We start from the raw sequence: 25,836 nt of genomic DNA, 5'->3' as shown, positions 1-25,836 counted from the left end.
TTTATTCATTTTTCGGGTCAACACTTCCAAAAAGACTGCCAATAGTGCCGCCGTCATCTTCCGTGGAGATGTTTTCTTCTGGCTCAGATATTATTTCCGGCTCTTCTATTGGTTCAGGAACGGTAACGTTTATGGTTTTAACTTTAAATTTTGTAAACTGATTTCCGATGGCTTTGATACCCTTAACGGATATAAATTCATCTATAATAACCATTTCCGGTTCGCGGTCTTTGCCTTTATCTTTTGCGAAAATAATCTCTGCAGTCGCCCCGTCTGAGACGATGATGCGCTCAATAAAAGATTTCGGATGCTCGCTCGGCATAAAAGTCTGCACGTTGGTCGTATTTTCAAGAAGGAATCTTTTGATAAAATACATGTCTTTTTCGCCGTCGTAATAAATGCAGGTGATCGGCTGAGCAGGCCGCCATTTTTCGAGAACGACAAACTGATCATCAAATCTGTTGCTGAGATCAAATGTCAGAAGTTTTGCCTCACCCTGAGAATTAATGGTCAGAATTTTATCATCACCTTTAAAATTTCCCAGAAGCGTACCGCGTGCGTCGGCATTCAGACGTCTCACCGTTTCATCAAACCATATTTTTCGCGGCGCCAAAGTAGATACACCTTCCTCTTTCATGTCCACTTTTTTCACGGCAAATTTAGTCACCAGATTACCCTTGGAATCTCTTCCTTTAATGCCGATTTCGGAAAAATCAATTTCCATTTTATTTTTTCTGATGCGCGGATTTGGCTTTAAAAGCACTGTTACCACTTCCGCTTCACCATTAGGATTTGCCGAAAAATAAAGCATTTCAGAACCCTTTGCGTCCGAAGCCAGCGGATAATCTGTATTTCGCGTAACGCCGGTCACCGAGAATCGTTTCATATAAAACGGACCTTCACGACCTTCGCGGTAGATCATATTGTACACCGTTCGTTTATCGTTTTTCTTCCAGATGGCGACGTGCAGAATGTCTTTACCGATAAAAGTTTTCGCTTCGACTTTTACCACTTTCATGTTTCCGTCTTTCCGGAAGGTGATGATGTCGTCGATATCCGAACAGTCAAATAAAAACTGATCTTTTTTTAATGAAGTTCCGATGAAACCTTCCTCGAAATTGGCATAAAATTTCTCATTCGCCACAGCAACTTTTGTCGCATCAATCGTATCAAAAATGCGCAGTTCTGTTTTTCGTTCTCTACCTTTTCCGTATTTTTTCTGAATATTTAAATAATAATTGATCGCATAGGTTACCAGATTTTCAAGATGATGTTTAGTCTGCTCAATTCTGCCTTCAAGTGCAGCAATATTTTCTTTAAATTTATCTAAATCGAAACGCGAAATTCTTTTAATTCTTATCTCTGTAAGCCGCAAAATATCTTCTTCAGTCACCGCTCGCAAAAGGTGCGTCGTGTGTGGTTTTAAACCAACAGCAATGGTTTTTAGCACTTCATCCCAACTATTTACCTCTTCAATATCATGGTAAATTCTGTTTTCAATAAAAATTCTTTCCAAGGAAGAGAAATGCCAGTTTTCCTGAAGTTCATGGAGCTCAATTTCCAATTCTTTCTGTAAAAGAGAAACCGTATGATCGGTGTTCATTCTTAAAATCTCAGAAACGGTAAGGAACATCGGTTTATCGCCGACAATTACACATGCATTAGGGGAAATTGTCACCTGACAGTCTGTAAAAGCGTATAAAGCATCAATCGTTTTATCCGGCGAAACTTCGTTGTGCAGGTAAATTAAAATCTCAACTTTGTCTGAAGTGTTATCTTCAATTTTCTTGATTTTAATTTTGCCTTTTTCGTTGGCCTTAATAATGGAATCGATCAGATCGCCGGTATTTTTAGAAAACGGAAGCTCTGAAATTATCAGTGTATGCTTATCAACCTGCGAAATTTTCGCACGTGCACGGACTTTTCCGCCACGGTGGCCGTCGTTATATTCAGAAACATCCAGAAATCCTGCCGTAAGAAAATCCGGGAAAAGCTCGAATTTTTTACCTTTTAAATAAGAAACAGATGCCGTGATTAACTCATTAAAATTATGCGGAAGAATCTTAGTGGATAGTCCGACACCAATCCCCTCGACGCCCTGCGCCAAAAGCAAAGGAAACTTTACCGGAAGATCGACAGGTTCATTATTTCTGCCGTCGTATGATTTTGCCCAAACCGTAGTTTTAGGATTAAAAACAACTTCAAGCGCAAAAGCCGTCAGTCTCGCTTCGATATATCTCGCCGCGGCAGCAGAATCGCCGGTATAAATATTTCCCCAGTTTCCCTGCGTGTCGATAAGCAGTTCGCGCTGCCCAATTCCCACCATTGCATCGGTGATCGAAGCATCGCCGTGCGGATGATATTTCATTGTATTTCCAACAATATTGGCAACTTTGTTGTAACGTCCATCTTCCAGTTCGCGCATAGAATGCATGATTCTACGCTGTACAGGTTTGAATCCGTCAAACACCGACGGAATTGCCCGGTCTAAAATTACATACGACGCATAGTCTAAAAACCAGTCTTTATAAAGCCCTGAAACTTTTTTCAGACTTTCTTCTTCGTGAGAAAATTCTTCTGTCATGCTTTATCTTCGCTCGTTTTTTGTCGGTTTGCCTGTATTATTTTGTTTAATGATCTTTTCAGATCGCTGATGTCTTTTTGCCCTAGGTACGAGATCTCATACCGCAGAACCAGAGATTTTGACGTTTTACTTGAAATTCTCACAAAAAGTCTCTTGTAAAATAAAAACCTGAAAACATCGTAATTGATGATCTTGTATTTTGGAAACTCATCGCTGAGCGGTCTTATGAATGGAACAATACTTCTGTTTTTAAAATGTACTGCTTCTCCATCGCTGTCGTATTCAAAGATTTGCCTGCCAAGAATATAAAAAAAACAGAGTAAAACCGCAGGAGCGATAAGTACAGCATAAATCTCGTTTCCGAAAATATCAAATTTGTAATGTTCTAAAATAAAAGCCAGAACACCTGCTGAAAAAATCATCCAAAGCAACGTGTGCACAAAATTGTAGATCGGAATTTTCTTTTTATTATTAAATCTCATCAGAATGTGTATAAAACTACTCGCTTTCCGCGGGTTCAAACGTTTCTTTGCTCGCGATATCGGTTTCTTCCACTACCAGATTTTCCAGAATAAAGAGCTGCCGGTCTGGTGTGTTTTTTCCCATGTAAAACTCCAGAAGCTGCTCAATCGTCTGCTCTTTTCCCAAAACTACAGGTTCCAGGCGAATATCTTTCCCGATAAAATTTTTAAACTCATCCGGCGAAATTTCACCCAAACCTTTAAAACGAGTAATTTCAGGATTTTTCCCTAGTTCATTCAACGCTTTCACACGCTCGGGCTCGCTGTAGCAATATCTTGTTTCTTTTTTATTCCTAACTCTGAAAAGCGGCGTCTGTAGAATAAAAAGGTGTCCATTTTTAATTACATCCGGGAAAAACTGCAGGAAAAAAGTAATCATCAAAAGTCGGATATGCATACCGTCTACATCAGCGTCAGTCGCAATAATTACCTGATTGTACCGAAGATCTTCCATACTTTCTTCGATATTAAGTGCAGCCTGAAGAAGGTTAAATTCTTCATTTTCATAAACCACTTTTTTAGTTAAACCGTAGCAGTTCAAAGGTTTTCCTTTCAAAGAAAAAACGGCCTGCGTTTCTACATCACGCGATTTTGTAATCGAACCAGATGCAGAATCACCTTCTGTAATAAAAATCTGCGTTTCCGCTTTTCGTTCTGCTTTCTGATCGTTGTAATGTTGCCGGCAGTCGCGAAGTTTTTTGTTGTGAAGCGATACTTTTTTCGCACGCTCGCGAGCCAGTTTCTGAATTCCGGAAAGTTCTTTTCTTTCACGTTCAGAAATCATTATTTTCCGCTGAATAGCTTCGGCAATATCTTGGTTTTGATGTAAAAAATTATCGAGTTTATTTTTAAGAAAATCAATGATAAAGGTTCTTACGGTTGGACCATTCGGGCCAATGTCATTAGAGCCCAGTTTGGTTTTCGTCTGAGATTCAAAAACCGGTTCTTCCACATTGATGGAAATTGCCGCCACAATCGCTTTTCGGATATCTGAAGCGTCAAAATTTTTACCGTAAAACTCGCGGATGGTTTTCACAAAAGCTTCACGAAATGCATTGAGATGCGTTCCGCCCTGCGTCGTGTTTTGTCCGTTTACGAAAGAAAAATAGGTTTCAGTCTGCGATTTGTCGGTATGCGTGATTGCAACTTCAATATCATTATCTCTCAGATGAATGATCGGATATAATGTTTCACTTTCCAGTTCTTCTTCCAGAAGATCCCGAAGGCCGTTTTCAGAATAAAAAGTTTCGCCATTAAAAATTATCTTCAAACCCGGATTCAGATATGCGTAATTGCGCAGCATTCTCGCGATGTATTCTTTCCGGTATTTAAAATTCAGGAAAATACTCTCATCGGGGACAAAAGAAATTTCGGTTCCGTTGCGGTCTGAAGTTTCTTTTTCTTCGTGATCTTCAGTAATCATTCCACGCGAAAACTCAGCGATTTTCATTTTTCCATCCCGGAAAGAACGGACTCTAAAATAATCAGAAAGCGCATTTACCGCTTTAGTTCCGACACCGTTTAATCCAACCGATTTTTTAAAGGCTTTGCTGTCATATTTCCCGCCGGTATTCATTTTAGAAACAGCATCAACTACTTTTCCAAGCGGAATTCCGCGACCGTAATCACGAATCATTACTTTGCCCTCATCTACTTTAATCTCGATTCTTTTGCCCGATTTCATCCGGAATTCATCAATCGAATTATCCAGAATTTCTTTCAGCAAAATATAAATACCGTCATCCGCGGAAGAGCCATCACCCAGTTTTCCGATGTACATACCGGGACGAAGGCGTATATGCTCCTGCCAGTCGAGGGTTCGGATATTATCTTCGGAATAAATAGGTAGATTTTCTTGTGACATAGATGTAAACAGCAAACACACAAAAGTACGAAAATGATACCTTATTTCCGAATTTTTTTGAATGATAATCTGTAGAAACGATTCGTTTTTAGTGTATATTTTTAGATTTATCAGATAAGATTTTCAGTTTAATAAATTATTTTAAATTTCACATAGTTGAGATCAAAAAAGCATTATTTTTACTTTCTTAAACTTTTACTTCAAATCTTTTTACACTAAACACGATTTAAAAATTATGGAAACTACGGTTATAGAACCCGGAAACGTATTGATTATTTGGCAAATTGTTTCAGTTGTTGTTATTTTATTGCTCGCCATTGTTGCATTTAAGATTTATAAATATGTAAAAAGTAATAAATGATTTTGTGGTTTAAAAGATTTTTACTGAAGCTTTTTTTCATTAAAAAACTACATTTATTTTAAAAATGAAATTTGGGAAAACATATGAAATATATTATCTTCGGGTAATATATTTCTCACATGATACAGCTTCCGATTTCAAAATTATCCAGCGTCGGCACCACGATTTTCAGCCAGATGACGCAGCTTGCCAACGAAAACGAAGCTATCAATCTTTCGCAGGGCTTCCCGGATTATATGCCGGACCAAAAACTCACTTCTCTCGTCAGCGAATTTATTCAGAAAGGATTTAATCAGTACGCGCCACTCGGTGGAATGATGTCTTTGAAAGAACAGATCGCCAGAAAAATCGAGAACGCTCACAAAACAACGTATGATCCCGACACCGAAATTACCATCACCGCAGGCGGAACGCAGGCGATTTTCACAGTCATAGCAAGCTTTGTGAAAAAAGATGATGAAGTGATTATTTTCGAGCCCGCTTATGACTGTTATGAACCGACGGTTGAACTTTTTGGAGGCATCGTAAAAAGATTTGTGATGAAGTCTCCAGATTTCGCGATTGACTGGCAAAACGTGAAAAATCTGGTCTCAGAAAAGACAAAAATGATCATCATCAACAATCCGAATAATCCTTCCGGAAAAGTGTTGAATGAAAATGATCTGAAAGAATTAAATGCAATCGTAAAAGATTCTTCGATCCTGATCTTAAGCGATGAGGTGTACGAAAACATTATTTTCGACGGAAAGCAGCATCTCAGCGTGTGTCGATTTCCGGAATTGAAAGAACGCAGCTTAATGATTGCCTCTTTCGGGAAACTTTTTCACGTTACCGGCTGGAAAATAGGTTATTGTGCCGCACCAAAAAATCTCACTGACGAATTCAGAAAAGTGCATCAGTACAATGTTTTTTCCGTTAATACGCCGATGCAGCTGGCACTTGGAGAATATATGAAAGACGATTCTCATTATCTCCAACTGAGTCAGTTTTTCCAGGAAAAAAGAGATTTTCTTCAGGAAGGTTTAAAAAATACTCGCTTTGAAATTCTTCTCTGCGAAGGAACCTATTTTCAGGCTTTAAAATATGACAAGATTTCAGAAAAAAACGATCTGGAATTTGCTAAAGAACTTACTCAGAATCATAAAGTAGCAACAATCCCTTTTTCTTCATTTTATAAAAATTCCGAAGGTGAGAATGTAATACGGCTTTGTTTTGCCAAGAAACAGGAGACTTTAGAAAAGACGATCGAGAATTTGAGGAAATTATGATTTTTTTTAATGTAGAAAAGATTTAACAAAATCAAATATCATATCCGCCAATAGTCGTTAAAATCCATTTTCCGTTTTTATATTCTGCCGCGTAATCTTTGGTACTGCTGTTATCCCATTGTGAAATGTAAAAAACATTTTTATCCTCTTTACTTTTTCGCATTTTACTGATGCCATAGATTGTAAGATCGTGAGATCTTAAAAATGGCGTGTGCACTTTCCCATCCGTTCTTGTAAACAGAACTCTATATTGTGGTCTAATTTTATGAAAGTAATCGCAATCAGATTCAAAAACTAAAAACGAGTAATTCGTGTTCTTCAAATTATCACCGCCAAAATCAGGTAACAGCATTTCGTAAAGCTGGGTCGATCCGAAACAATTTACCATCTTCCGTTGCTGAGAAACCTTTATAACCTGGCAGACCTTCTACATCCTCAATTTTCACAAAACTTCCTTCCAGTTCAAGAAATCCTTTATTTATAATTGGCTTTGTCTGAGTTGTATTTATATAGTATCGGCTCAAACTTAATCCAAGAAAATAAGCCGCCGTTTTATCGGAATCAATTTTCAAAAGCCAGTATCCCAAAAAATTTCTTCCCAGGCAATATTTAAATTTGCCAAATATCTGTACATTAGAAAAAATAAACTGAATATCAAATTTATTTTTAAAATCTGCATATTTTCCTTCTTCCTGACTATTACTTGAAGGATTATACACATTATCAATGCTATCATTTTTAAATGAACGATACTTTTTTAAACTGATTACTTGAAGATATTCAGGATTTTTGTCAAAAAACTGCTCGTCATAAAATGACTTCTTATTTGCAATAGCTATATTTTCATCGCTCTCTATAAAGCATTTTTTGTCTGATGATTTGGAACAGAATAAGAATAACAGCAAGCATAATTGCAGCAGCGACACATTCATGATTTTTTTTATAAATATAAAAAACGCTTCATATAAAAAGAAAGCGTTTTAAGTTTTATTTGAAAGTCTGCCGTTAAACGTTAAATCTGAAATGCATCACATCGCCATCCTGCACGATGTATTCTTTGCCTTCTACAGAAAGTTTTCCGGCTTCTTTTACTTTGGCTTCAGTTCCGTAAGTCACGTAATCATTGTATTTAATCACTTCAGCACGGATAAATCCTTTCTCAAAATCGGTATGAATAACACTTGCCGCTTGCGGAGCCGTCCAGCCCTGACCAATTGTCCACGCGCGAACTTCTTTTACACCAGCTGTGAAATAGGTCTGCAATTTAAGCAGATCATACGCTTTTCTGATCAATCGGTTTACGCCAGGTTCAGTTAATCCCAATTCGTCAAGGAAAATTTCACGCTCTTCAAAAGTTTCAAGTTCGTTGATGTCAGCTTCGATCTGCGCTGCTAAAACCACCACTTCTGCATTTTCTTTTTTTGCCATTTCTTCAATCTTGGCAATCCATTCATTTCCGTTTTTGATCGAATTTTCGTCTACATTACAAACGTATAAAACAGGTTTGTTCGTCAGAAGCTGAACATCGGAAATCACAGATTTCGCGAAATCGTCCATCGGAAATTCTCTTGCATTTTTTCCGTCTTCCAAAAATTTCTCCAGATTCTGAAGTGTTTCGAAAGTCAGAATATCTTCTTTTTTACCGGATTTGATGAATTTCCTGGCTTTTTCTTTAGCCTTTTCAACAGTCTCAAGATCTTTCAGCTGAAGTTCGATATCAATAATTTCCTTATCGCGCATCGGATCTACCGAACCTTCTACGTGAATGATATTTCCGTTTTCAAAACATCTTAAAACATGAATAATCGCTTCACACTCACGAATGTTGGCAAGGAACTGATTTCCTAAACCTTCACCTTTACTCGCGCCTTTTACCAAACCTGCAATGTCTACAATCTCAACCACCGCCGGCAATACACGTTCAGGTTTCACCAGTTTTTCCAGCTCAAAAAGTCGCTGATCCGGAACAGAAACTGTTCCCAGATTGGGTTCTATCGTACAGAAAGGATAATTGGCAGACTGCGCTTTGGCATTACTCAGGCAGTTAAAAAGTGTTGATTTGCCTACGTTTGGTAAGCCTACGATTCCACATTTCATATCTTTATAGCTTTTGCAAGCGGCTTTTGGCTCTTTGCTTTGTTTAAAAAAATTAAGGTGTGCAAAGATACTGATTTTAAGAAAAGGTTCATAATTAAAAAATCTGCCCATAAGAGCAGATTTTAGATGTTTTAACATGAAAGTTTTTAAGGATTTGCGCCTGTTGCATCCTGTGCCGCTTCGGCATCATCAGGGGTAACTTCGAGCGTTTTGTCAAGCGTAAATAATGACTCATCGCTGGCACGGTCACCTCCGGCAATTTTCAGTTTGTCTATCAGATTCATGGCAAAAGTTTCCTCTTCAATCTGCTCTTTTACAAACCACTGAAGGAAATTCCACGATGCCCAGTCTTTTTCTTCAAAGGCAATATTCACAAGATTGTAGATTGATTCTGTATTGTCAACTTCATGTTTGAAAACAAGATCAAAGCAATGTGATAAACTTGAAGGTTCTTCGCCTGGCGATGGCAAAGCAGTGATTCGCGGTTTTCCGCCGCGGTCTAGTACAAATTTCATGAATTTTACGGCATGATCGCGCTCTTCCTGAGCGTGTCTGAAAAGGAAGTTTGAAATTCCTCCATAGCCTTTATCTGCTGCCCAGATTCCGTAAGAAAAATAAGTTCTAGACTGAAGATCTTCAGTATTCATCTGGTCGCTGAGCGCCTGTTCCATTTTTGGCGAAAGTCTGTTGGTATCCATCGTATTTTAAAAGTGTTTGGTTTAATGTCTGTCATAATGCAACAAAAATGATTCCGTGAAGCTGTGAATATTTTTAAATAAAAATTAAAGCATTAAATATCAGCGTTTTGCCTGAATAATTTGGAGTTAATCTAAAAAGACATTGCTGCTCATTTCACTTTTTTTGCTAAATAATCACTTTCATTTCCCAAACGGTCGACCGATTTAATGGCAACAGCAGAAAGCCTTTTACCTTCTTTTATTTTGCTGAAATTTCTCGTTAGATTTTCCTGTGTAAGAATTTCAGTTTCCCAAACGCCGTCATACTGTGCAAAAACAACCCACTGAAAAACATCGGCAAGATTTTTCGAACTCCAGCTTACCTTTACAAAATCTGGCTGCTCATCAATAAAAAGTGAAGGTTTTGCAGGTTTTGCTACTTTTATCCAACTTGACTTTGGAATCAGCGCTTTTTCTTTATAAGGTCCATTTAAAAGCGTCGGCAGCATTGCAGAGTTTTTTGTTAATCCGGCAACACTCCAATGGATTTCTCCAGCGTCTTTACCTAAAATCTGTCGCGTTAATTCTATCTGATTTTTAATTTCGTTTGGTCTGTCAGAAACGCGGACTTCCACTGTATTCAAACCCGGCCAAAGGTGTCTGTTTTGTGTATTTTCAGATTTCCACCAGTTTAAAAGAGCTTCAAAACTTTGACCTTTTGATGCAATCGGCCAGTAAAGTTGCGGAGAAAAATAATCCACCCAACCGTTATTCAGCCACAATTTTGCATCGGCGTATAATTCGTCATATTGTGACGAGCCAACGATTCCTGCAGGATAATTTGGTTTCCAGATTCCAAACGGACTGATCCCAAAACGTACAATATTTTTTGCTGCATGAATTTCTTTATAAATTCTTTCGACAAATTTGTTCACATTATCGCGTCGCCAGTCTGCGCGGGAAAGTGTACCGCCAGAACTTAAATAGGCATTCCAGCTTTCATTGTCAGGGAAATCTGCGCCGCGGTTGTACGTCGCATAAGGATAAAAATAATCATCAAAATGAATCGCATCGAGATCGTATCTCGTCACCAGATCTTTCACGACATTGCTTACATGGCCCTGCGTTTTCGGGCTAGCCGGATCGAGCCAATACATTCCGTTTTTCAGCCTGATCGTAATATCAGAAAACTTTTTCACCATAGACTGATTGCTCACAGTGCCGCCGTTTGAGTGATGTGCACGGAAAGGATTTAACCAAACGTGAAGTTCCATACCGCGTTTGTGCGTTTCTTCAATCCAGAACTGAAGAGGATCGTAGTTTGGAAAAGGTGCACGACCGGTTTCTCCTGTGAGAAAATAGGACCACGGCTCGAGATTGCTCGTGTATAAAGCATCAGCGGAAGGTCTTGCCTGAAAAATAACGGCATTAAAGTTATTTTGCTCGAGTAAATTCAGCATCTGCACCGCTTCAGCTTTTTGCTGCTCAACCGGTAGATTATTCCGCGAAGGCCAGTTGATATTCGCAACAGTTGCCACCCAGGCTGCACGAAACTCACGCGGAATTTCAGGCAGATTTGCTTTAATTGTATCGGTTTCCGGCGCTGCTGTATTTAGAATTTTTGCCTGAACAGCCACTTTTTCCGGGATTTTGGATTTTTCCGGTGCTGCGGCAACCTTCTGAGCGGTACATGAAGTAAGAAAAACTGCCGCCGCAAAAAGCGCTGTGAAATTTATCGGTCGTAAAATCATGTCGCTAAAATACGGGATAATTCATAAATTGTCAATCGAAAACTACTCAAAATCTTCGGTCAATATTGATTTTATTTAAATCTGGTTTTTAAAACAAAAGCTTCCGTACCATCCGAAAGTTTAATATGAACCCAATTGGTGAAGACCGATTTTACCTGAACTTCAGTTTCTTCCTTTAAACTTAAAATGGTTTCAGATTTAGAATCCGGACTTATTTTAATTTCGCTTCCAGATTTTAGTTTTGTCTTTTTAAAATCATTTGAAGCACTTAAATGAGACGGAATTTCACGTTTTCGTATAAAAGGATAAGGATCGACCGCGCCACCGGAAGTGTAAATTCCGAAGTGTAAATGTGTCGCGCCGCCAGCTGCATTTCCTGTATTTCCGACGGTTCCGAGCGTATCTCCTTTTTTGATTTTCTTGCCGTCGGTCGTCATAATACTGTCGAGATGTGCGTAATAAAAGGAGTTTCCGAGAAGTCCGTCGCGCAGCCAAACCTGTTTGCCACCCAAACCCTGATTTCCGGTTCGGCTCACAAAACCGTCAGTCACTGCGACGAGCGGCGTTCCGCGTTTGGCGAAAATATCTACACCCTCATGACTTCTGCCACCTCCGTCACGGCTTGCGCCCCAAAAACTCTGTACATCACGGTTTCCCTTTCCAGCAACAGGAAATCCCAAGGAAGGCTGCGTGTACATTTTGATGCTGAAATTTTTATTTAAAGCAATTTCCGGCTGAATTACAACACGATGGAAACCTTCCTGTTCGATTATTTTTTGTGCTTTTCCTCCTTCTGTTAACTGGCTTTTGAGATTTTCTGTATTTGCTGTTTCAGGGAAAATATCAACAAAGATTTTGTTTTCCGGACTTAGGTTGTCAGTTTCTATGATCAGTAAATCACCGCGTTTTAATTCTATCAAATATCCGACTGCATTCAGTTTTAAAGAATCATTAACAAAGTTAAAAGCAGTTCCGTCTTTTATTTTAAGATTTGATTGTAAAGCCGAGCTGTAATTAATTTTCCACTGTTTTAAAACTTCATCGGAATCTGAAAAATCCTTTTCATAACGCTCACGTGCAGAAGTTTCAAATAACTTTTCAGGCAGCTTAAATCCGTCACAGTTACACAAAATCAAAATGGCAAAAACTGAAAAAACAAAAGGGAAAATCTTTCTTATCATATTGATTTTTAAGCAAAAACTTCGCCGCAAAACTTTTAAGCATAAAAAAAACCTTCCTGAAAAATCAGGAAGGTTTGCGTTTATAAAATGAATCAGATTAAGCTTTTGCGCCTCTTTCAATTCTTCTTCTTTCTTCTTCAGAAAGTACTTTCTTTCTCATACGGATGAAGTTTGGAGTTACCTCGATAGCCTCATCAGCCTGAATATATTCCATACATTCTTCAAGTGAGAATAAGATTTTCGGAGCAACTCCACCATCTTTATCTTTACCTGCAGCACGGATGTTGTTCAGCTGTTTTGCTTCAACAATATTGATGACCAAATCTCCCGGCTTATTCTGCTCACCGATTACCATACCAGCGTAGATTTCCTCGCCCGGATCAACATAAAACTTACCTCTGTCCTGAAGTTTAGCGATAGAATATTCAGTTGCAGGACCCTGGCTTTTACTTACTAAAACACCATTACTTCTTCCAGGAATCGCTCCTTTGAAAGGCTTGTATTCTGTGAAACGGTGAGCCATAATAGCTTCACCGGCAGTAGCAGTCAACATCTGAGAACGCAATCCGATCAAACCTCTTGAAGGAATTTCGAATTCCATATGCTGCATTTCACCTTTTGTTTCCATAATGTGAAGATCACCCTTTCTCTGAGTTGCCAAATCGATAACTCTTGAAGCAAATTCTTCAGGAACATCAACAACCAAAGATTCGTAAGGCTCACATTTTTCTCCGTCGATTTCTCTCAGGATAACCTGTGGCTGGCCAATCGTCATTTCGTAACCTTCTCTTCTCATGGTTTCAATTAAAACTGACAAGTGAAGAATACCTCTACCAAATACAAGGAAAGTGTTTGCATCACCGGTCTGTTCAACTCTCAATGCAAGATTTTTCTCTAATTCTTTGTATAACCTTTCTTTAAGGTGATTTGAAGTAACAAATTTACCGTCTTTACCAAAGAAAGGTGAATTGTTGATTGAGAACGTCATGTTCAGCGTAGGCTCATCAATTGAAGTTCTTGGTAATGGCTCAGGATTTTCAAGATCTACGAAAGAATCTCCAATCTGAAAAGCGTCGAATCCTACAACAGCACAGATATCTCCGGCTTTCACTTCGGTTACTTTTTTCTTTCCAAGACCTTCAAAAACATAAAGTTCTTTTACTTTTCCTTTTACAATTTTTCCGTCGGCCTGCGCCAAACCGATCCACTGAGATTCTTTGATTTCACCTCTGATTACTTTTCCGATTGCAATTCTCCCTAAGAAAGAAGAGAAATCCAAAGAAACGATCTGCATCTGCAAAGGTCCTTCAGATACTTTAGGAGCAGGAACGTATTCCAAAATCCCGTCCAGTAATGGGAATATATTTTCAGTTTGTTCTAATGACGTGTTGAACCAGCCCTGCTTAGATGAACCGTAGAATGTAGGGAAATCCAACTGCTCCTCGGTCGCATCAAGCGCAAAGAATAAATCAAACACTTTATCATGAACTTCTTCCGGACGACAGTTTGGTTTATCTACTTTATTAATAACCACAACCGGTCTCAAACCAAGTTCTAAAGCCTTCTGAAGAACGAATCTTGTCTGAGGCATCGGCCCTTCGAATGCATCCACCAATAGGACTACACCGTCGGCCATTTTCAAAACACGCTCTACTTCACCACCAAAATCGGCGTGACCAGGCGTATCGATTACATTGATTTTTACGTCTTTATAAGTAACAGAAATATTTTTTGACAAAATGGTAATTCCTCTTTCTCTCTCAAGATCGTTGTTATCCATGATGAGCTCGCCACTTTCCTGATTTTCTCTGAAAATGTTAGTCGCATGAATAATTTTATCAACCAAAGTCGTTTTACCGTGGTCAACGTGCGCGATAATCGCAATATTTCTAATGTTTTGCATGAATGAATTTTACGGGTGCGAAATTAATGATTTTTAATGAATTAACCTGAAAAAGTTTTATTATTTAACAATTTCATAATGAGCACTTTTACTAAAATCTCCTTTAATACAAAGTAAGGCTTTATTATATTCTTAAAATTTCTCGGCCTAAGAAGAAAAAAATCCCAAACTCTTAAGAATTTGGGGTTTTTCTATTTTAATAACAAAATCTTACGCGTGCTGCTCATCGTGCTTGCCTTCGTTGATTTCTTCTACCATTTTTTTATTAAAAGCCGGTAAATCTTTTGGCGTACGGCTCGTTACCAAACCATGGTCCGTTACCACTTCACTATCTTCCCAGTTGGCACCAGCGTTTTTCAAATCCTGACTTATAGAATTTACTGAAGTTAAATTTCTACCTTCCACAACGCCTGCATTAATTAAAATCTGAGGTCCGTGGCAAATCGCTGCAACAGGTTTATGCTGCTCGAAAAATTCTTTCACGAAACTTAAAGCAGATTCATTCGTTCTCAGCAAATCCGGGTTAATCACCCCGCCAGGCAAAACCAATGCATCATAATCTGACGCAGAAGCTTCATCTAAAGTTTTATCTACCTGATATTCCTGTCCCCAGTTTTTTTCTGCCCATGCTTTGATGCTTCCAGATTCCGGGCTAACAATATGTGCCGTCCAACCCTGCTGCTCCAAATGTTCTTTTGGTGATTTCAATTCGCTTTCTTCAAATCCGTTCGTTGCAAGAATTGCAATTTTCTTAGACATAATATTATATTTTTTGGTGTTTGATGATATACCGTAAGAAAATATAATGCCGACAGAGTCTTAATAAAAACACAATATCTGTTAAATTGTGGTAACTTTTAAAAAAGTGTCTAAGTCATTAAAGGAATTGTAAAACAGAAAACAGCACCATCCTCTGAATCTTCGAGCCAGATTTTTCCGTTTTGTGACTCGATCAATTCTTTGCTGATGCTGAGGCCAAGTCCGGTTCCTTCTGCCAAAGTATCGGGAACCCGAAAATACCTTTCAAATATCTTTTCCCGGTATTTTTTTCCAATACCACTGCCATTATCTTCTATTCTAAAGACCGCTTCATCCCTTTCGTTTTTAAAAACAGAAACAGATACCTCGCTATTTTCCCGGCTGAACTTAACCGCGTTATTGATCAGATTGTTTAAAACCCAAACCGTTTTATCCTCATCAGCCAAAATTTCAGGCAGACCTTCGTCAATAGAGATTTTAATCTCAATATTTTTCGCCTGCGCTTTTGTTAAATTTGCCGTCACAGCGCTGTCAACAATAGTTTCAATTTTTGCCGGATGAATCTGCAGCTGCACCAGACCACTTTCAAGCTGTGTGATATTAAGCAGTTCGCCTGTGATTTTTAAAAGCCTGTCAATATCTTCCCGAATTCCCGCAACCAGACGCGACTGCTCGATATTAAGTTGTCCCACTTTCTTATTTTCGAGAAGCTGAAGTCCCATTTTCACTGATGAAATCGGCGTTTTGAACTCATGCGAAACCGTTCCCAAAAAACGTGTTTTAGCCAAATCGAGTTCTTTGAAGGGAGTGATATTTCTGAGCATAATCACCTGCCCAATGAGATTGCTTTCCTTTTCGCCAGTGGGAACTACATTGATATCAACAATTTCCTGCTCAAAATAATTTTCTTTTCCCGCAACAAAGATTTTCAGAACGTCCTGCTTGTTTTTTAAATCCTGCGGTGCAATAATTTCAGTTATAATTTTCCGCACAAGATCATTCGTCACCGCAACATCCTGAATCAGCTTTCCTACAAAATTCTCCCTTTTCAAACCGGTAATTCGCAGGGCTTCATCATTTACAAAAAGTACTTTTCGGTTTTCGTCAATGCCAATCACAGCGTCGTGCATATTGTCGATGAGCGTCTCGATGCGTTTTTTTCCTTTTAATATTTTATCCAAACGGCTTTCAGAGTATTCCTGTAGTTTTTCAGCCATCGTATTAAAAGATCTCGCGAGTTCCCCGAATTCGCTGTTTCCTTCAAACTGCACACGTTCCTGATAATTCTGATTGGCAATCTGCCGGATGCTCATCGTAAGTTTTCGGATCGGATCTGCGATATTCGAAGGAAGATTGAGCATTACGATAAACGCGATCAGAAAACAGACCGTTCCAGCAATCGAAATAAAAGCAATCGCATTCTGCGCCGTCAGATTGGCAACGCCACTTTTCGTACGGATCGCGGCCATATTCAGCTGCATGATTTCAGCGATTTCTTTACGGATTGTTGACTGAATATTTACATTTTCAGGATTTTCAAGCAGAAGTTTAAACTGTTCCGAAACACGTTCAGTCGCTTCTCTTTCGCCGTCTTCCGTAATATTGTCTTTCTGGAGTTTCAGGTTTTTCCGGAAAAGTTCGCTGGCGCGCGGCGACGTCTGCAGATCTTCCACCGCGAGCAGCATATTCCGTGAATACTGCAGCGTGTTGTAGTTGGCCACCAGTATATTCTGCGTGTCTTTTTTCAGCTGAAAAATAAACCATCCGCCGAGTGCAGAAAGAATTATAATCATCAGAAACAGCAAACCAACGCCGGCATTGAGTTTCGTTTTTATTTTCATCAGGACAAAATTACTAAATCTATGTTTTGAGTGGAAAGCCTTTTCAGAAGCGTATTAAAAGTATCTGTGGCAAGAATAATCCGCCAGATATCGAGGTGCGGTTTACCGATGCATACGGTGGTGATTTTTTTTTCTTCGCACTGCCTTACAATCGTCATCGCGATTTTACTGTCGGATATTTTGATGATCTCTGCGCCCAATTCTGTTGCCAGCCGGAAATTATTGATCAAATGTCTCTGTTTGTTTAAGGCAATACGGTCAGACGATTCACGCGGAACCTGCACATAGAGTAAAAACCACTGGCTGTTATAATAATTCGCCAGTCTCGCTGTTTTCCGGATGACATTTTTTGCTGTTGTTTCATTGGAACTGATACATGCCAAAAACCGTTCTTTCTTTAAGACTTTCCCCGAAACCACTTCCGTTTCCACTTTTCTGGTCACCTGTGAGGCCACTTCTTTCAGCGCCAGTTCGCGAAGCTGCAGAATATTTTCGGTTTTAAAAAAGTTATTCAGCGCCGACTGCACTTTAGAATGATCGTAGATTTTTCCGTCTTTCAGCCTGGTGATGAGTTCGTCAGCCGTGAGGTCAATATTCACCACTTCATCAGCCGCCGCCAAAACTGTATCCGGAATTCGCTCGCTGACATCAATTCCCGTCACCGATTTTACTTCGTGATGCAGACTTTCCAGATGCTGAATGTTCACCGCGCTGATGACGTGAATTCCTGCATCCAAAATATCCATCACATCCTGCCAGCGCTTCCTGTTTTTGCTTCCTTCAATGTTGGTATGAGCGAGTTCATCAACAATCACGATTTCCGGACGTAACATAAGAATCGCGGAAACATCGAGTTCTTCGAGTTCTTTTCCTTTATAAAAAAGCTTGCGTCGCGGAATTACCGGCAAACCTTCGAGAAGACGCTGCGTTTCTTTCCGCTGATGCGTTTCGGCATAACCTACTTTTACATCAATTCCGTTCTGCAGAAGAACGTGTGCTTCCTGAAGCATCCGGTATGTTTTTCCGACACCCGCACTCATCCCAATGTAGATTTTCAGTTTGCCGCGTTTCGAAGTATTGATGAGCTGGAGAAATTCTTCCGCCGATTTTCGCGATTCATCCATTTTTATCTGATTTAAAATGAAAAAGCAAGTGCCAAAGCCGCAGTCGTACTGTTGGTTTTCAATACATTCTCACGGTTTGAAAAGACGGCATCATGACTGTTTAGATTCCTCAATTCAGCACGGAAAACCAGATTTGGCATCATCAGATAATCTGCGTTAAAAGAATATCCAAAAGTTTTAAAACCATTCTCTGTTCCCGTTGCGATGATCACTTCTTTTTTATCCTGATAATATTCACCACGGCCCGTCAAACTGAATTTTTCATTTACATTAAATTTCGCAATAAGAACCGGTGTGTACCAGATATTATACTGATCGCTTCCCTTCTGCTTCTGTTCTGCGCCAATATCAAAACCTGCTGTTACACCAAATTTCGGAGAAAACTGATACACCGCATACAGATCATGAAAATAACGCATCTGTCGTATGCTGTCGGGTTTGTCGTTCCCGATGAAAGACGAACTGTTCAGCGTAAGTTTTTCATTCGGTTTAAAGGTCAGCTGATGCCCGAATGCTGGCGTCGAGTTTCCGTCTGGCCGCTGAATACGCTGCCATCCGTTTAACACCAAACCGCTCAAAAACCATTTTCCGGAAGGCGACGTATAACTGATTTTTGCGCCTGTCTCAAAGTAGGGAGAATTGTCCGCAGCTATGCTTCGCGTAAGCGTCCAGTTGTCTTTTCCTACGGCACTTTCCCAGCCGATATGCGAAGGTAGAATTCCGGCATCGATCCAGAGGTTGTGTTTTTTAGAAATTTTAAAACCAATGTTTGCTTCGTACAGATTTTTCAAAACGCCCGGCTCAGCAGCATAATTGGCATTCATATAGGTTCCGGCGGCGAGGGAAAGATTTGCGCGCACTGATTTTTCACTGTAATTCGCTTTGATGAAAGCCAGATTTACGTTCACTTCTTTGCTTCTGTTGTGGCTATAGACAAATCCAGGGCGCGTATTGTTCAGCGGATTATTAAAATCTCCGAGATAATATAATTCTGCGTAACCGCTTACTGTGAGTGCTTTTTTTAAAGAATCAGTTTGCGCTTTCGCTAAAAATGCGGATGCAGAAAGCAGTATAAAAAATAGTTTTTTCATAAAAATTGATAAAAGAAGCCGCTGTTTTATCTTACATTTTAAAAGCAAAAACAGCGACAATTTTAGTTTAAAGTGTATCTAAATCAATATTGAGTTTAAGGACGTTTATTTTTTCAGGACCGAATATTCCGAACAGCGGTTTTTCTGTATTTTTTTCTACAAGAGCGAGAATTTTTTCTTCCTTAATTTTTCGGACTGCAGCGATGCGTTTTACCTGAATTTTTGCGGCCTGAATCGAAATATTAGGATCGAGACCGCTTCCGCTTGCGGTAATCAAATCTGCAGGAATATCTTCGCGTTTCAACCCGGGATTTTTCAGCAGTAAAGTGTCAATCCGGGCATTTACTGTTTTCAGATATTCAGGATTGATAGGGCCTTTATTGCTTCCACCGGAGCCTGCCGCGTTGTAATCAACTGCTGATGGTCTCAACTGGAAATATCTGTCTTCTTTAAATGACTGACCGATGTTTTCATAATAGGTTTTGTCTCCGTTTTTTACCATCAAACCTTTGCCTCTATTTGGTGAAAACTGTGCAAAACCAAAAATCAGAACCGGATACGCAACTGCGAGAATGATTAGTAAAACAAAGCTTAAGCGTAAAGCCTGAAAGATATTATTTTTCATAGGATTTTTTTAATTTAAAAGAAAAGTGAAACCAGGATATCAATGATTTTAATTCCGATAAACGGAACGATAATGCCGCCCAAACCGAAGATTAAAAGATTTCTTCGAAGTAAAGCCGACGCGCCAATCGGTTTGTATGCGACACCTTTCAGCGCCAGCGGAATGAGCATCGGAATGACAATCGCGTTAAAAATGACAGCGGATAAAATCGCACTTTCCGGACTGTGAAGTTTCATGATATTTAAGCCCTGCAAAGCCGGAATTGCTGTTATAAATAATGCCGGAATAATCGCAAAATACTTCGCCACGTCATTGGCAATACTGAACGTTGTAAGTGTTCCGCGTGTCATCAGAAGCTGCTTTCCAATCTCCACCACCTCAATTAATTTAGTCGGGTCGTTATCGAGATCCACCATATTTCCGGCTTCCTTTGCAGCCTGTGTTCCGCTGTTCATTGCGACTCCTACGTCAGCCTGAGCCAATGCAGGCGCATCATTTGTACCGTCGCCCATCATCGCCACGAGTCTTCCGTCCTGCTGCTCGCGTTTGATGTAATTCATCTTATCTTCGGGTTTTGCTTCGGCGATAAAATCATCAACACCGGCTTTTTCCGCAATAAATTTTGCTGTCAGCGGATTATCGCCTGTTACCATCACCGTTTTGATTCCCATTTTTCTGAGCCGCTCAAAACGTTCGCTGATTCCCGGTTTAATAATATCCTGAAGTTCGACAACACCCAAAACTTTTTCGTTTTCTGAAACCACGAGCGGCGTTCCGCCGTTTTGTGAAATCTTCCTAACTATTTCTTCCGTCTCCGCCGGAAAAGGATTATTTGCAGACGTTACGATATTCCGGATGGCATCAGTTGCGCCTTTTCTGATTCTTAAACCTTCCACGTTGATCCCCGAGCTTCTGGTTTCTGCCGTGAACTTGATGAATTCAGCATCATTCAGATTAAAATTATTTAAATCTGCCTGCGCCAACTCAACAATCGATTTTCCTTCAGGCGTTTCATCTGCCGCCGAACTCAACACTGCGGCGCGAATCAGATGATCATTTTCAATTCCCGGAGCAGCATAAAACTGAGTGGCTTTCCGGTTTCCGATGGTGATGGTTCCTGTTTTATCCAAAAGAAGAACATCGATATCACCGGCGGTTTCCACGGCTTTTCCACTTTTGGTAATCACATTGGCCCGAAGCGCGCGATCCATTCCTGCAATTCCGATCGCTGAAAGCAATCCGCCGATCGTCGTAGGAATCAGGCAGACAAACAGCGCGATAAACGACGCAATCGTGATGTGCACATTTGAATACTGTGCGAAAGGCTGCAGCGTAACGCAGACGATGATAAAAACCAAAGTGAAACCTGCCAGAAGAATTGTCAAAGCAATTTCATTCGGTGTTTTCTGCCGTGAAGCGCCTTCCACCAAAGCAATCATTTGATCGAGGAAGCTTTCGCCCGGTTTTGTGGTGACTTTTACCACAATTCTGTCAGACAAAACTTTGGTTCCACCTGTTACTGAGCTTTTATCGCCGCCGGACTCACGGATTACCGGTGCTGATTCTCCCGTGATGGCACTTTCGTCAATCGTTGCCAAACCTTCGACGATTTCTCCGTCTGAAGCGATGATGTCGCCGGCTTCGCAGATAAACATATCTCCAAGTTTCAGATTGGATGAAGAAATTACTGAACCGTCGTATAATTTTGCAGGCGTTTCTTCGCGGGTTTTTCTCAAACTGTCGGCCTGTGCTTTTCCGCGGGCTTCAGCGATGGCTTCAGCAAAATTTCCAAAAAGAACGGTGAGTAACAAAATAAAGCAAACTACCGCATTGTAAGCAAAACTTCCCTGAGAAGTTTGTCCGGTAAGCGTAAATATACTTACCAAAAACATTACGGCAGTGCCTACCCAAACCAGAAACATGACCGGATTTTTGATCATCAGTTTTGGGTTTAATTTTATAAAAGACTGTTTCAGCGCGTCGGTTACGAGGTCTTTCTGAAACAAAGAAGTGTTGGATTTCATAATTTAAAATCAATTAATGAGATAAAGAAAAATATTCGGCGATAGGCCCGAGCGCGAGTGCAGGAAAGAATGAGAGGGCAGCAATGATGGCAATCACCGCGAAAATCATCATTCCGAAAGTGGAAGTCTCGGCCTTTAAAGTTCCGTCGCCTTCCGGGACAAACTTTTTCTTCGCCAATAAACCTGCAATGGCCACCGGACCGATGATCGGGATAAATCTTCCTAACAAAAGCACAATTCCTGTCGAGATATTCCAGAAAGGATTGTTGTCGCCCAAACCTTCAAAACCGCTTCCGTTATTGGCCGCAGAAGAAGTGTACTCGTACAGAACTTCACTGAAACCGTGGAAACCGGGATTATTTAAAGTTGAGGTTCCGACTTCGGGAAATGCCGCTGCGATTGCTGTGCCCATAAGAATTAAAAAGGGATGAAAAAGCGCGACGATCATTGCGATTTTCATTTCACGTGCTTCGATTTTCTTTCCTAAAAATTCCGGTGTACGGCCTACCATTAATCCGCTGATGAAAACGGCAAGAATGATGTAGATGAAAATATTGAGAATACCCGCGCCATCGCCGCCATAGAAAGCATTTACCATCATGCCCAGCATCTGCAGCATTCCGGAAAGCGGCATCGTGCTGTCGTGCATCGCATTTACCGAACCTGTGGAAATGACGGTCGTTACAATACTCCAGAAGCCTGAAGCGGCAGCGCCGAAACGTATTTCTTTACCTTCCATCGCGCCGAGTGCAGAACTGATTCCCATTTTTGAAATTTCAGGATTTCCCTGCATTTCCATTAAAACTGCAGGAACAGCGAGCAGTAAAAATCCAACCGTCATCACACCAAAAATGACGTAGCCTAGTTTTTTTCTTCTGATAAAATGTCCGAAGGCAAAAACCATCGCCATAGGAATAATCAGCTGTGCAATCATCTCGATCATGTTGGTAAAGTAATTCGGGTTTTCTAAAGGATGGGCAGAATTGGCTCCGAAAAACCCACCGCCATTGGTTCCCAAATGTTTTATCGGGACAAAAGCGGCCACCGGACCGGTAGAAACGTCGGCCTTCTGACCTTCAAGTGTTACCGTATGAGATTTACCCTCAAACGTCATTGGCGTTCCCTGAAATAGCATGAAAACTCCCATGATTACTGACAGCGGTAACAGAATTCTGGTGATTGACTTAACCAAATAATTGTAAAAATTCCCCAAAAGCTCAGTGCTTTTTTCGCGGAACGCTTTAAAAACAACCACTGATGCAGCCATTCCCGTCGCTGCCGATACGAACTGTAAAAACATCAGCCAGATCTGTCCCAAATAGCTGATTCCTGTTTCGCCGGAATAGTGCTGAAGATTACAGTTTACCAGAAACGAAATCGTTGTGTTAAAAGCCAAATCCGGGCTCATATTCGGATTTCCATCCGGGTTGAGCGGCAGATTTGCCATATTCATTAAAATTATCATGCTGAGCAGAAACCAAACGAGATTAATTTTAAGCAGCGATTTCAGATGCTGTTTCCAGTTCATTTCCTGAAGCGGATTAATGCCGGAAATTTTATAGAGGATTTTTTCAAAAGGATTAAAAACAGGATCGAGAAAGGTTTTTTCGCCGGCATACACTTTAGAAATATAAATTCCTAAAGGGATCGCGAGCAGCAGCGAGATGAGAAACATGGCAATGATGCCCAAAATTTCAGTATTCATAATATTTTATTCAGATTAAAATGCAAATGACCGCAACCAGAAAATCAGCCATATAAAAGCGATCACAAAGCCGATCCAAAAGATCATTTCAGCAAATTCTTTTATTTTATTTGCAGATTTTGGAGTCATTGTTTTGATTTAAAATTTTTCAGGTTTTATCAGTACGTAGCCGATGTAGCCAAACATGGCGATGGCAAGAATTAATAGAAAGAGCATATTTTTAAGTTTAAATTTTTTCGAAATAATCGGTGAGCCAGTAAAAAGCCGCAAAAAATGCAAGTGCGACGGCGATGAGAAGAATGGTAATCATGATTTTAAATTTTAAAACTGGAGAATATAAGCGGTGACAAAAACGGTGATGGCAGCAGCGATTTTTACGTAAATTATTTCGCGGTCATGCTGTTTCCGTATGGTTTTCCAAGCAGACCAGCTGCCGGTTTTTCTGATTTTATTTTTCATTGTTTAAAATTTTTTTAAAGTCCGGATTTGTACACCTGTTTCAGATAGATCAACTGCAAAGGCTGAGAAAGTTTAGAGAAAATAATTTTGCGGACACCCGATTCGCAGGCAAAAGTGAGCGTGTCGAGTGAATACACAAATGTGTTTTCGATGGCATTTTTTAAAGCCAGATCGCCGAGCAGATACAGCCGGTTGACTTCTGAAAGTGATTTGAAAATCTGCGGACGGTTGCCGCTTCTGATGTTTTCACGAATTCTGTTTGTAAGAAGTCGGATTACTGAACTTGCAGATGATGAGGTTTTAATTTCGCGGAAATCTTTTCTACATTCCGGCAACTGGTGAATGATGTCTTTTACGGCTTCACGGTGATTCATATCTATTTATTTTCCGCGACTATGCCAAGATATATTCCTAAAAAAAATATTTAAACTTAACTCATTAGATTATACTGTTTTAAGACAGATCCTGAATATTCAGCACAACAAAAAACCCTATCAAAATGATAGGGCCATTATCAAAACAGAAGTGGTTACTGTATTCTGTATTCTTCGAGTTTACGGTAAAGGGTGGCAATTCCTATTTCCAGCAGGCGTGCGGCTTCTGCTTTATTGCCTTTGGTGTGATTGATTATTTTCTGAATCTGCATCTTTTCAGCACTTGCCAGCGAGAATGCCGACAGCATTTTTCCCTGCGCAGCGGTTTCAGAGAATGCTTCCGCCAAAATTTCGGCCGGAAGACTTTCCGGGAGAATCTCTGAGGTTTCACTTAAAATCACACTGCGTTCGACAATATTCCTGAGTTCGCGGATGTTCCCTTTCCACTGGTGATTACTGAGAATTTTAAGATATTCCGGAGAAAACGAAAGCTGGTGATTTCCGCTTTTTGCAGAAAACTTCTTTAGAAAAAAATCTGCAAGTAACGGCACATCTTCTTTCCGCTCACGCAGAGAAGGCAGCTGAATCGTAAAAATATTGATCCGGTAAAAAAGATCTTCGCGAAAGTTTCCCTGCGCAATTTCCTTTGAAAGATCGCGGTTTGTTGCGGCGATAATCCTGACGTCGGTTTTTGTCGTTTTGCTGTCGCCCACTTTTATAAACTCGCCGCTTTCGAGTACACGCAGCAATTTAGCCTGAAGATCCAGCGGCATTTCGCCAATTTCATCCAGAAAAACTGTTCCGCGGTTCGCTTCTTCAAAAATCCCCTTGCTGTCTTTCATCGCGCCGGTAAAAGCGCCGGCCCTATGCCCGAAAAGTTCATTCTCCAGCAAATCTTTCCCAAATGCTGAGCAGTTGACGGCAATGAAATTTTCTTTATTTCTCGCTCCGGAATGGTGTATTGCCTGTGCAAAAACCTCTTTCCCGGTTCCTGTTTCGCCGGTCAGCAAAACGGTAGCGTCGGTCTGTGCGACTTTTTTAGCAGCAGAAATAGCTATCTGCAGCGCCGTCGATTTCCCGATGATGCTGTCGAAAGACTGTTTCCGGTTGAGTTGTTTTTCTAGCTGAAGCACGCGGCGGTTAAGCGTCACTTTTTCGGCGGCTTTGTAGAGCAGCGGAAGAATTTTCATGTTGTCGTCACCTTTAGTGAGGTAATCGAAAGCGCCGTTTTTGATGGCCGTCACGGCATCGGCAATCGTACCGAAAGCGGTGAGCAGAATAATTTCGATGTGCGGAAAACGGTCTTTTATGGTTTTAGAAAAATCGACGCCGTTGCCGTCGGGAAGTTTCACGTCACAGATGACAATGTCTGTTTCGGTGGTTTCAAGCTTTTTCAATCCGGCTTTGAGGTTGGCGGCTTCAGAGACTTCAAAACCTTCCAGCGCGATAATTCTGGAGAGCAGCGTGCGTATTTTTTCTTCGTCGTCGATAATCAGGATGCGGTTCACCTTTGTGTTTTAAAGCCTCAAAGGTACAGAAGAATCGATTTTGTTTTACGGGAAATCAGAAAATATTTTGTGGATTAATCTAAACTAAATATGAACAGTAAGCAAACTTTTTGAAACAC

General features: G+C 40.3%; 22 protein-coding genes. 1 reads left to right on the top strand and 21 read right to left on the bottom strand.

What is annotated here, in order from left to right; genetic code table 11:
* Position 1: 1 nt before the first annotated feature.
* From ASG01_RS00950 to ASG01_RS00940, 3 genes are read right to left on the bottom strand one after another with little or no spacing between them, the layout of a single operon-like run.
* Complete coding sequence (locus tag ASG01_RS00950; protein ID WP_055858596.1) at positions 2–2,584, bottom strand: DNA gyrase/topoisomerase IV subunit A; 2,583 nt, start codon at positions 2,582–2,584, stop codon at positions 2–4.
* The gene (locus ASG01_RS00945) at positions 2,581–3,066 is read right to left on the bottom strand and encodes a hypothetical protein (protein WP_055858585.1); all 486 of its coding nucleotides are present in this window, start codon (positions 3,064–3,066) and stop codon (positions 2,581–2,583) included. Before ASG01_RS00945 ends, ASG01_RS00950 begins: the two co-directional genes overlap by 4 nt.
* Before the next feature lie 16 nt (positions 3,067–3,082).
* Positions 3,083–4,969, bottom strand: a complete 1,887-nt coding sequence (locus ASG01_RS00940) for a DNA topoisomerase IV subunit B (RefSeq protein ID WP_055858582.1) — start codon at positions 4,967–4,969, stop codon at positions 3,083–3,085.
* A 480-nt stretch (positions 4,970–5,449) separates the two neighbouring features.
* Between ASG01_RS00940 and ASG01_RS00935 the strand changes: the two genes are divergently transcribed.
* On the top strand, positions 5,450–6,598 hold the full coding sequence (locus tag ASG01_RS00935) for a methionine aminotransferase (RefSeq protein ID WP_055858579.1): 1,149 nt from the start codon (positions 5,450–5,452) through the stop codon (positions 6,596–6,598).
* A gap of 31 nt (positions 6,599–6,629) precedes the next feature.
* Here the strand turns inward: ASG01_RS00935 and ASG01_RS16285 are convergent, their stop codons facing one another.
* From ASG01_RS16285 to ASG01_RS00855, 18 genes are all read right to left on the bottom strand, one after another.
* Positions 6,630–6,761, bottom strand: a complete 132-nt coding sequence (locus tag ASG01_RS16285) for a hypothetical protein (protein ID WP_262483853.1) — start codon at positions 6,759–6,761, stop codon at positions 6,630–6,632.
* A gap of 175 nt (positions 6,762–6,936) precedes the next feature.
* Complete coding sequence (locus tag ASG01_RS00925; protein ID WP_055858574.1) at positions 6,937–7,530, bottom strand: hypothetical protein; 594 nt, start codon at positions 7,528–7,530, stop codon at positions 6,937–6,939.
* 73 nt (positions 7,531–7,603) lie between these two features.
* Positions 7,604–8,695 (bottom strand): redox-regulated ATPase YchF, encoded by a 1,092-nt coding sequence (gene ychF, locus ASG01_RS00920; protein WP_055862010.1) that lies wholly within the window; start codon positions 8,693–8,695, stop codon positions 7,604–7,606.
* Between the two features lie 146 nt (positions 8,696–8,841).
* On the bottom strand, positions 8,842–9,393 hold the full coding sequence (locus ASG01_RS00915) for a ferritin (RefSeq protein WP_055858571.1): 552 nt from the start codon (positions 9,391–9,393) through the stop codon (positions 8,842–8,844).
* Between the two features lie 149 nt (positions 9,394–9,542).
* The gene (locus tag ASG01_RS00910) at positions 9,543–11,123 is read right to left on the bottom strand and encodes a glycoside hydrolase family 10 protein (protein WP_055858568.1); all 1,581 of its coding nucleotides are present in this window, start codon (positions 11,121–11,123) and stop codon (positions 9,543–9,545) included.
* Positions 11,124–11,194: 71 nt separating this feature from the next.
* On the bottom strand, positions 11,195–12,304 hold the full coding sequence (locus ASG01_RS00905) for a M23 family metallopeptidase (RefSeq protein WP_055858567.1): 1,110 nt from the start codon (positions 12,302–12,304) through the stop codon (positions 11,195–11,197).
* 97 nt (positions 12,305–12,401) lie between these two features.
* A complete protein-coding gene (gene typA / locus ASG01_RS00900) occupies positions 12,402–14,207 on the bottom strand; it encodes a translational GTPase TypA (protein ID WP_055858564.1) in 1,806 nt (601 codons plus the stop codon).
* A 210-nt stretch (positions 14,208–14,417) separates the two neighbouring features.
* Positions 14,418–14,966 carry a type 1 glutamine amidotransferase domain-containing protein gene (locus ASG01_RS00895; RefSeq protein WP_055858561.1) on the bottom strand — a complete coding sequence of 183 codons (549 nt, stop codon included), beginning with the start codon at positions 14,964–14,966 and terminating at the stop codon, positions 14,418–14,420.
* Positions 14,967–15,076: 110 nt separating this feature from the next.
* Positions 15,077–16,807, bottom strand: coding sequence for a sensor histidine kinase (locus tag ASG01_RS00890; RefSeq protein WP_055858559.1), 1,731 nt, complete (start codon positions 16,805–16,807; stop codon positions 15,077–15,079).
* Positions 16,807–17,931, bottom strand: coding sequence for a histidine kinase (locus tag ASG01_RS00885; protein ID WP_055858556.1), 1,125 nt, complete (start codon positions 17,929–17,931; stop codon positions 16,807–16,809). Before ASG01_RS00885 ends, ASG01_RS00890 begins: the two co-directional genes overlap by 1 nt.
* A gap of 11 nt (positions 17,932–17,942) precedes the next feature.
* A complete protein-coding gene (locus ASG01_RS00880; protein WP_055858554.1) occupies positions 17,943–19,022 on the bottom strand; it encodes a porin in 1,080 nt (359 codons plus the stop codon).
* A gap of 67 nt (positions 19,023–19,089) precedes the next feature.
* Positions 19,090–19,647 (bottom strand): K(+)-transporting ATPase subunit C, encoded by a 558-nt coding sequence (locus ASG01_RS00875; RefSeq protein ID WP_055858551.1) that lies wholly within the window; start codon positions 19,645–19,647, stop codon positions 19,090–19,092.
* Positions 19,648–19,661: 14 nt separating this feature from the next.
* A complete protein-coding gene (kdpB, locus tag ASG01_RS00870; protein WP_185097210.1) occupies positions 19,662–21,671 on the bottom strand; it encodes a potassium-transporting ATPase subunit KdpB in 2,010 nt (669 codons plus the stop codon).
* Positions 21,672–21,684: 13 nt separating this feature from the next.
* On the bottom strand, positions 21,685–23,376 hold the full coding sequence (gene kdpA, locus ASG01_RS00865; RefSeq protein WP_055858544.1) for a potassium-transporting ATPase subunit KdpA: 1,692 nt from the start codon (positions 23,374–23,376) through the stop codon (positions 21,685–21,687).
* A gap of 138 nt (positions 23,377–23,514) precedes the next feature.
* Positions 23,515–23,592: a potassium-transporting ATPase subunit F gene (locus ASG01_RS16360; protein ID WP_117613401.1), complete on the bottom strand. Its 78-nt coding sequence runs from the start codon at positions 23,590–23,592 to the stop codon at positions 23,515–23,517.
* A 105-nt stretch (positions 23,593–23,697) separates the two neighbouring features.
* Positions 23,698–23,835, bottom strand: a complete 138-nt coding sequence (locus ASG01_RS15945) for a hypothetical protein (RefSeq protein WP_157844169.1) — start codon at positions 23,833–23,835, stop codon at positions 23,698–23,700.
* A gap of 14 nt (positions 23,836–23,849) precedes the next feature.
* Entirely contained in the window at positions 23,850–24,209 is a 360-nt protein-coding gene (locus tag ASG01_RS00860) for a hypothetical protein (protein ID WP_055858543.1), read from the bottom strand.
* 155 nt (positions 24,210–24,364) lie between these two features.
* On the bottom strand, positions 24,365–25,717 hold the full coding sequence (locus tag ASG01_RS00855; protein ID WP_055858540.1) for a sigma-54-dependent transcriptional regulator: 1,353 nt from the start codon (positions 25,715–25,717) through the stop codon (positions 24,365–24,367).
* Positions 25,718–25,836: the final 119 nt, after the last annotated feature.

It is taken from the genome of Chryseobacterium sp. Leaf180 (genome assembly GCF_001424585.1).
Lineage (GTDB): Bacteria > Bacteroidota > Bacteroidia > Flavobacteriales > Weeksellaceae > Chryseobacterium.
This window is presented reverse-complemented; position numbering and strand designations above follow the sequence as displayed.

Bases quoted from the DNA above. Each gene is read 5' to 3' on its own strand.
- ASG01_RS00950 (WP_055858596.1), bottom strand. From the start codon at position 2,584: ATGACAGAAGAATTTTCTCACGAAGAAGAAAGTCTGAAAAAAGTTTCA.
- ASG01_RS00945 (WP_055858585.1), bottom strand. From the start codon at position 3,066: ATGAGATTTAATAATAAAAAGAAAATTCCGATCTACAATTTTGTGCAC.
- ASG01_RS00940 (WP_055858582.1), bottom strand. From the start codon at position 4,969: ATGTCACAAGAAAATCTACCTATTTATTCCGAAGATAATATCCGAACC.
- ASG01_RS00935 (WP_055858579.1), top strand. From the start codon at position 5,450: ATGATACAGCTTCCGATTTCAAAATTATCCAGCGTCGGCACCACGATT.
- ASG01_RS16285 (WP_262483853.1), bottom strand. From the start codon at position 6,761: ATGCGAAAAAGTAAAGAGGATAAAAATGTTTTTTACATTTCACAATGG.
- ASG01_RS00925 (WP_055858574.1), bottom strand. From the start codon at position 7,530: ATGAATGTGTCGCTGCTGCAATTATGCTTGCTGTTATTCTTATTCTGT.
- ychF (WP_055862010.1), bottom strand. From the start codon at position 8,695: ATGAAATGTGGAATCGTAGGCTTACCAAACGTAGGCAAATCAACACTT.
- ASG01_RS00915 (WP_055858571.1), bottom strand. From the start codon at position 9,393: ATGGATACCAACAGACTTTCGCCAAAAATGGAACAGGCGCTCAGCGAC.
- ASG01_RS00910 (WP_055858568.1), bottom strand. From the start codon at position 11,123: ATGATTTTACGACCGATAAATTTCACAGCGCTTTTTGCGGCGGCAGTT.
- ASG01_RS00905 (WP_055858567.1), bottom strand. From the start codon at position 12,304: ATGATAAGAAAGATTTTCCCTTTTGTTTTTTCAGTTTTTGCCATTTTG.
- typA (WP_055858564.1), bottom strand. From the start codon at position 14,207: ATGCAAAACATTAGAAATATTGCGATTATCGCGCACGTTGACCACGGT.
- ASG01_RS00895 (WP_055858561.1), bottom strand. From the start codon at position 14,966: ATGTCTAAGAAAATTGCAATTCTTGCAACGAACGGATTTGAAGAAAGC.
- ASG01_RS00890 (WP_055858559.1), bottom strand. From the start codon at position 16,807: ATGAAAATAAAAACGAAACTCAATGCCGGCGTTGGTTTGCTGTTTCTG.
- ASG01_RS00885 (WP_055858556.1), bottom strand. From the start codon at position 17,931: ATGGATGAATCGCGAAAATCGGCGGAAGAATTTCTCCAGCTCATCAAT.
- ASG01_RS00880 (WP_055858554.1), bottom strand. From the start codon at position 19,022: ATGAAAAAACTATTTTTTATACTGCTTTCTGCATCCGCATTTTTAGCG.
- ASG01_RS00875 (WP_055858551.1), bottom strand. From the start codon at position 19,647: ATGAAAAATAATATCTTTCAGGCTTTACGCTTAAGCTTTGTTTTACTA.
- kdpB (WP_185097210.1), bottom strand. From the start codon at position 21,671: ATGAAATCCAACACTTCTTTGTTTCAGAAAGACCTCGTAACCGACGCG.
- kdpA (WP_055858544.1), bottom strand. From the start codon at position 23,376: ATGAATACTGAAATTTTGGGCATCATTGCCATGTTTCTCATCTCGCTG.
- ASG01_RS16360 (WP_117613401.1), bottom strand. From the start codon at position 23,592: ATGCTCTTTCTATTAATTCTTGCCATCGCCATGTTTGGCTACATCGGC.
- ASG01_RS15945 (WP_157844169.1), bottom strand. From the start codon at position 23,835: ATGAAAAATAAAATCAGAAAAACCGGCAGCTGGTCTGCTTGGAAAACC.
- ASG01_RS00860 (WP_055858543.1), bottom strand. From the start codon at position 24,209: ATGAATCACCGTGAAGCCGTAAAAGACATCATTCACCAGTTGCCGGAA.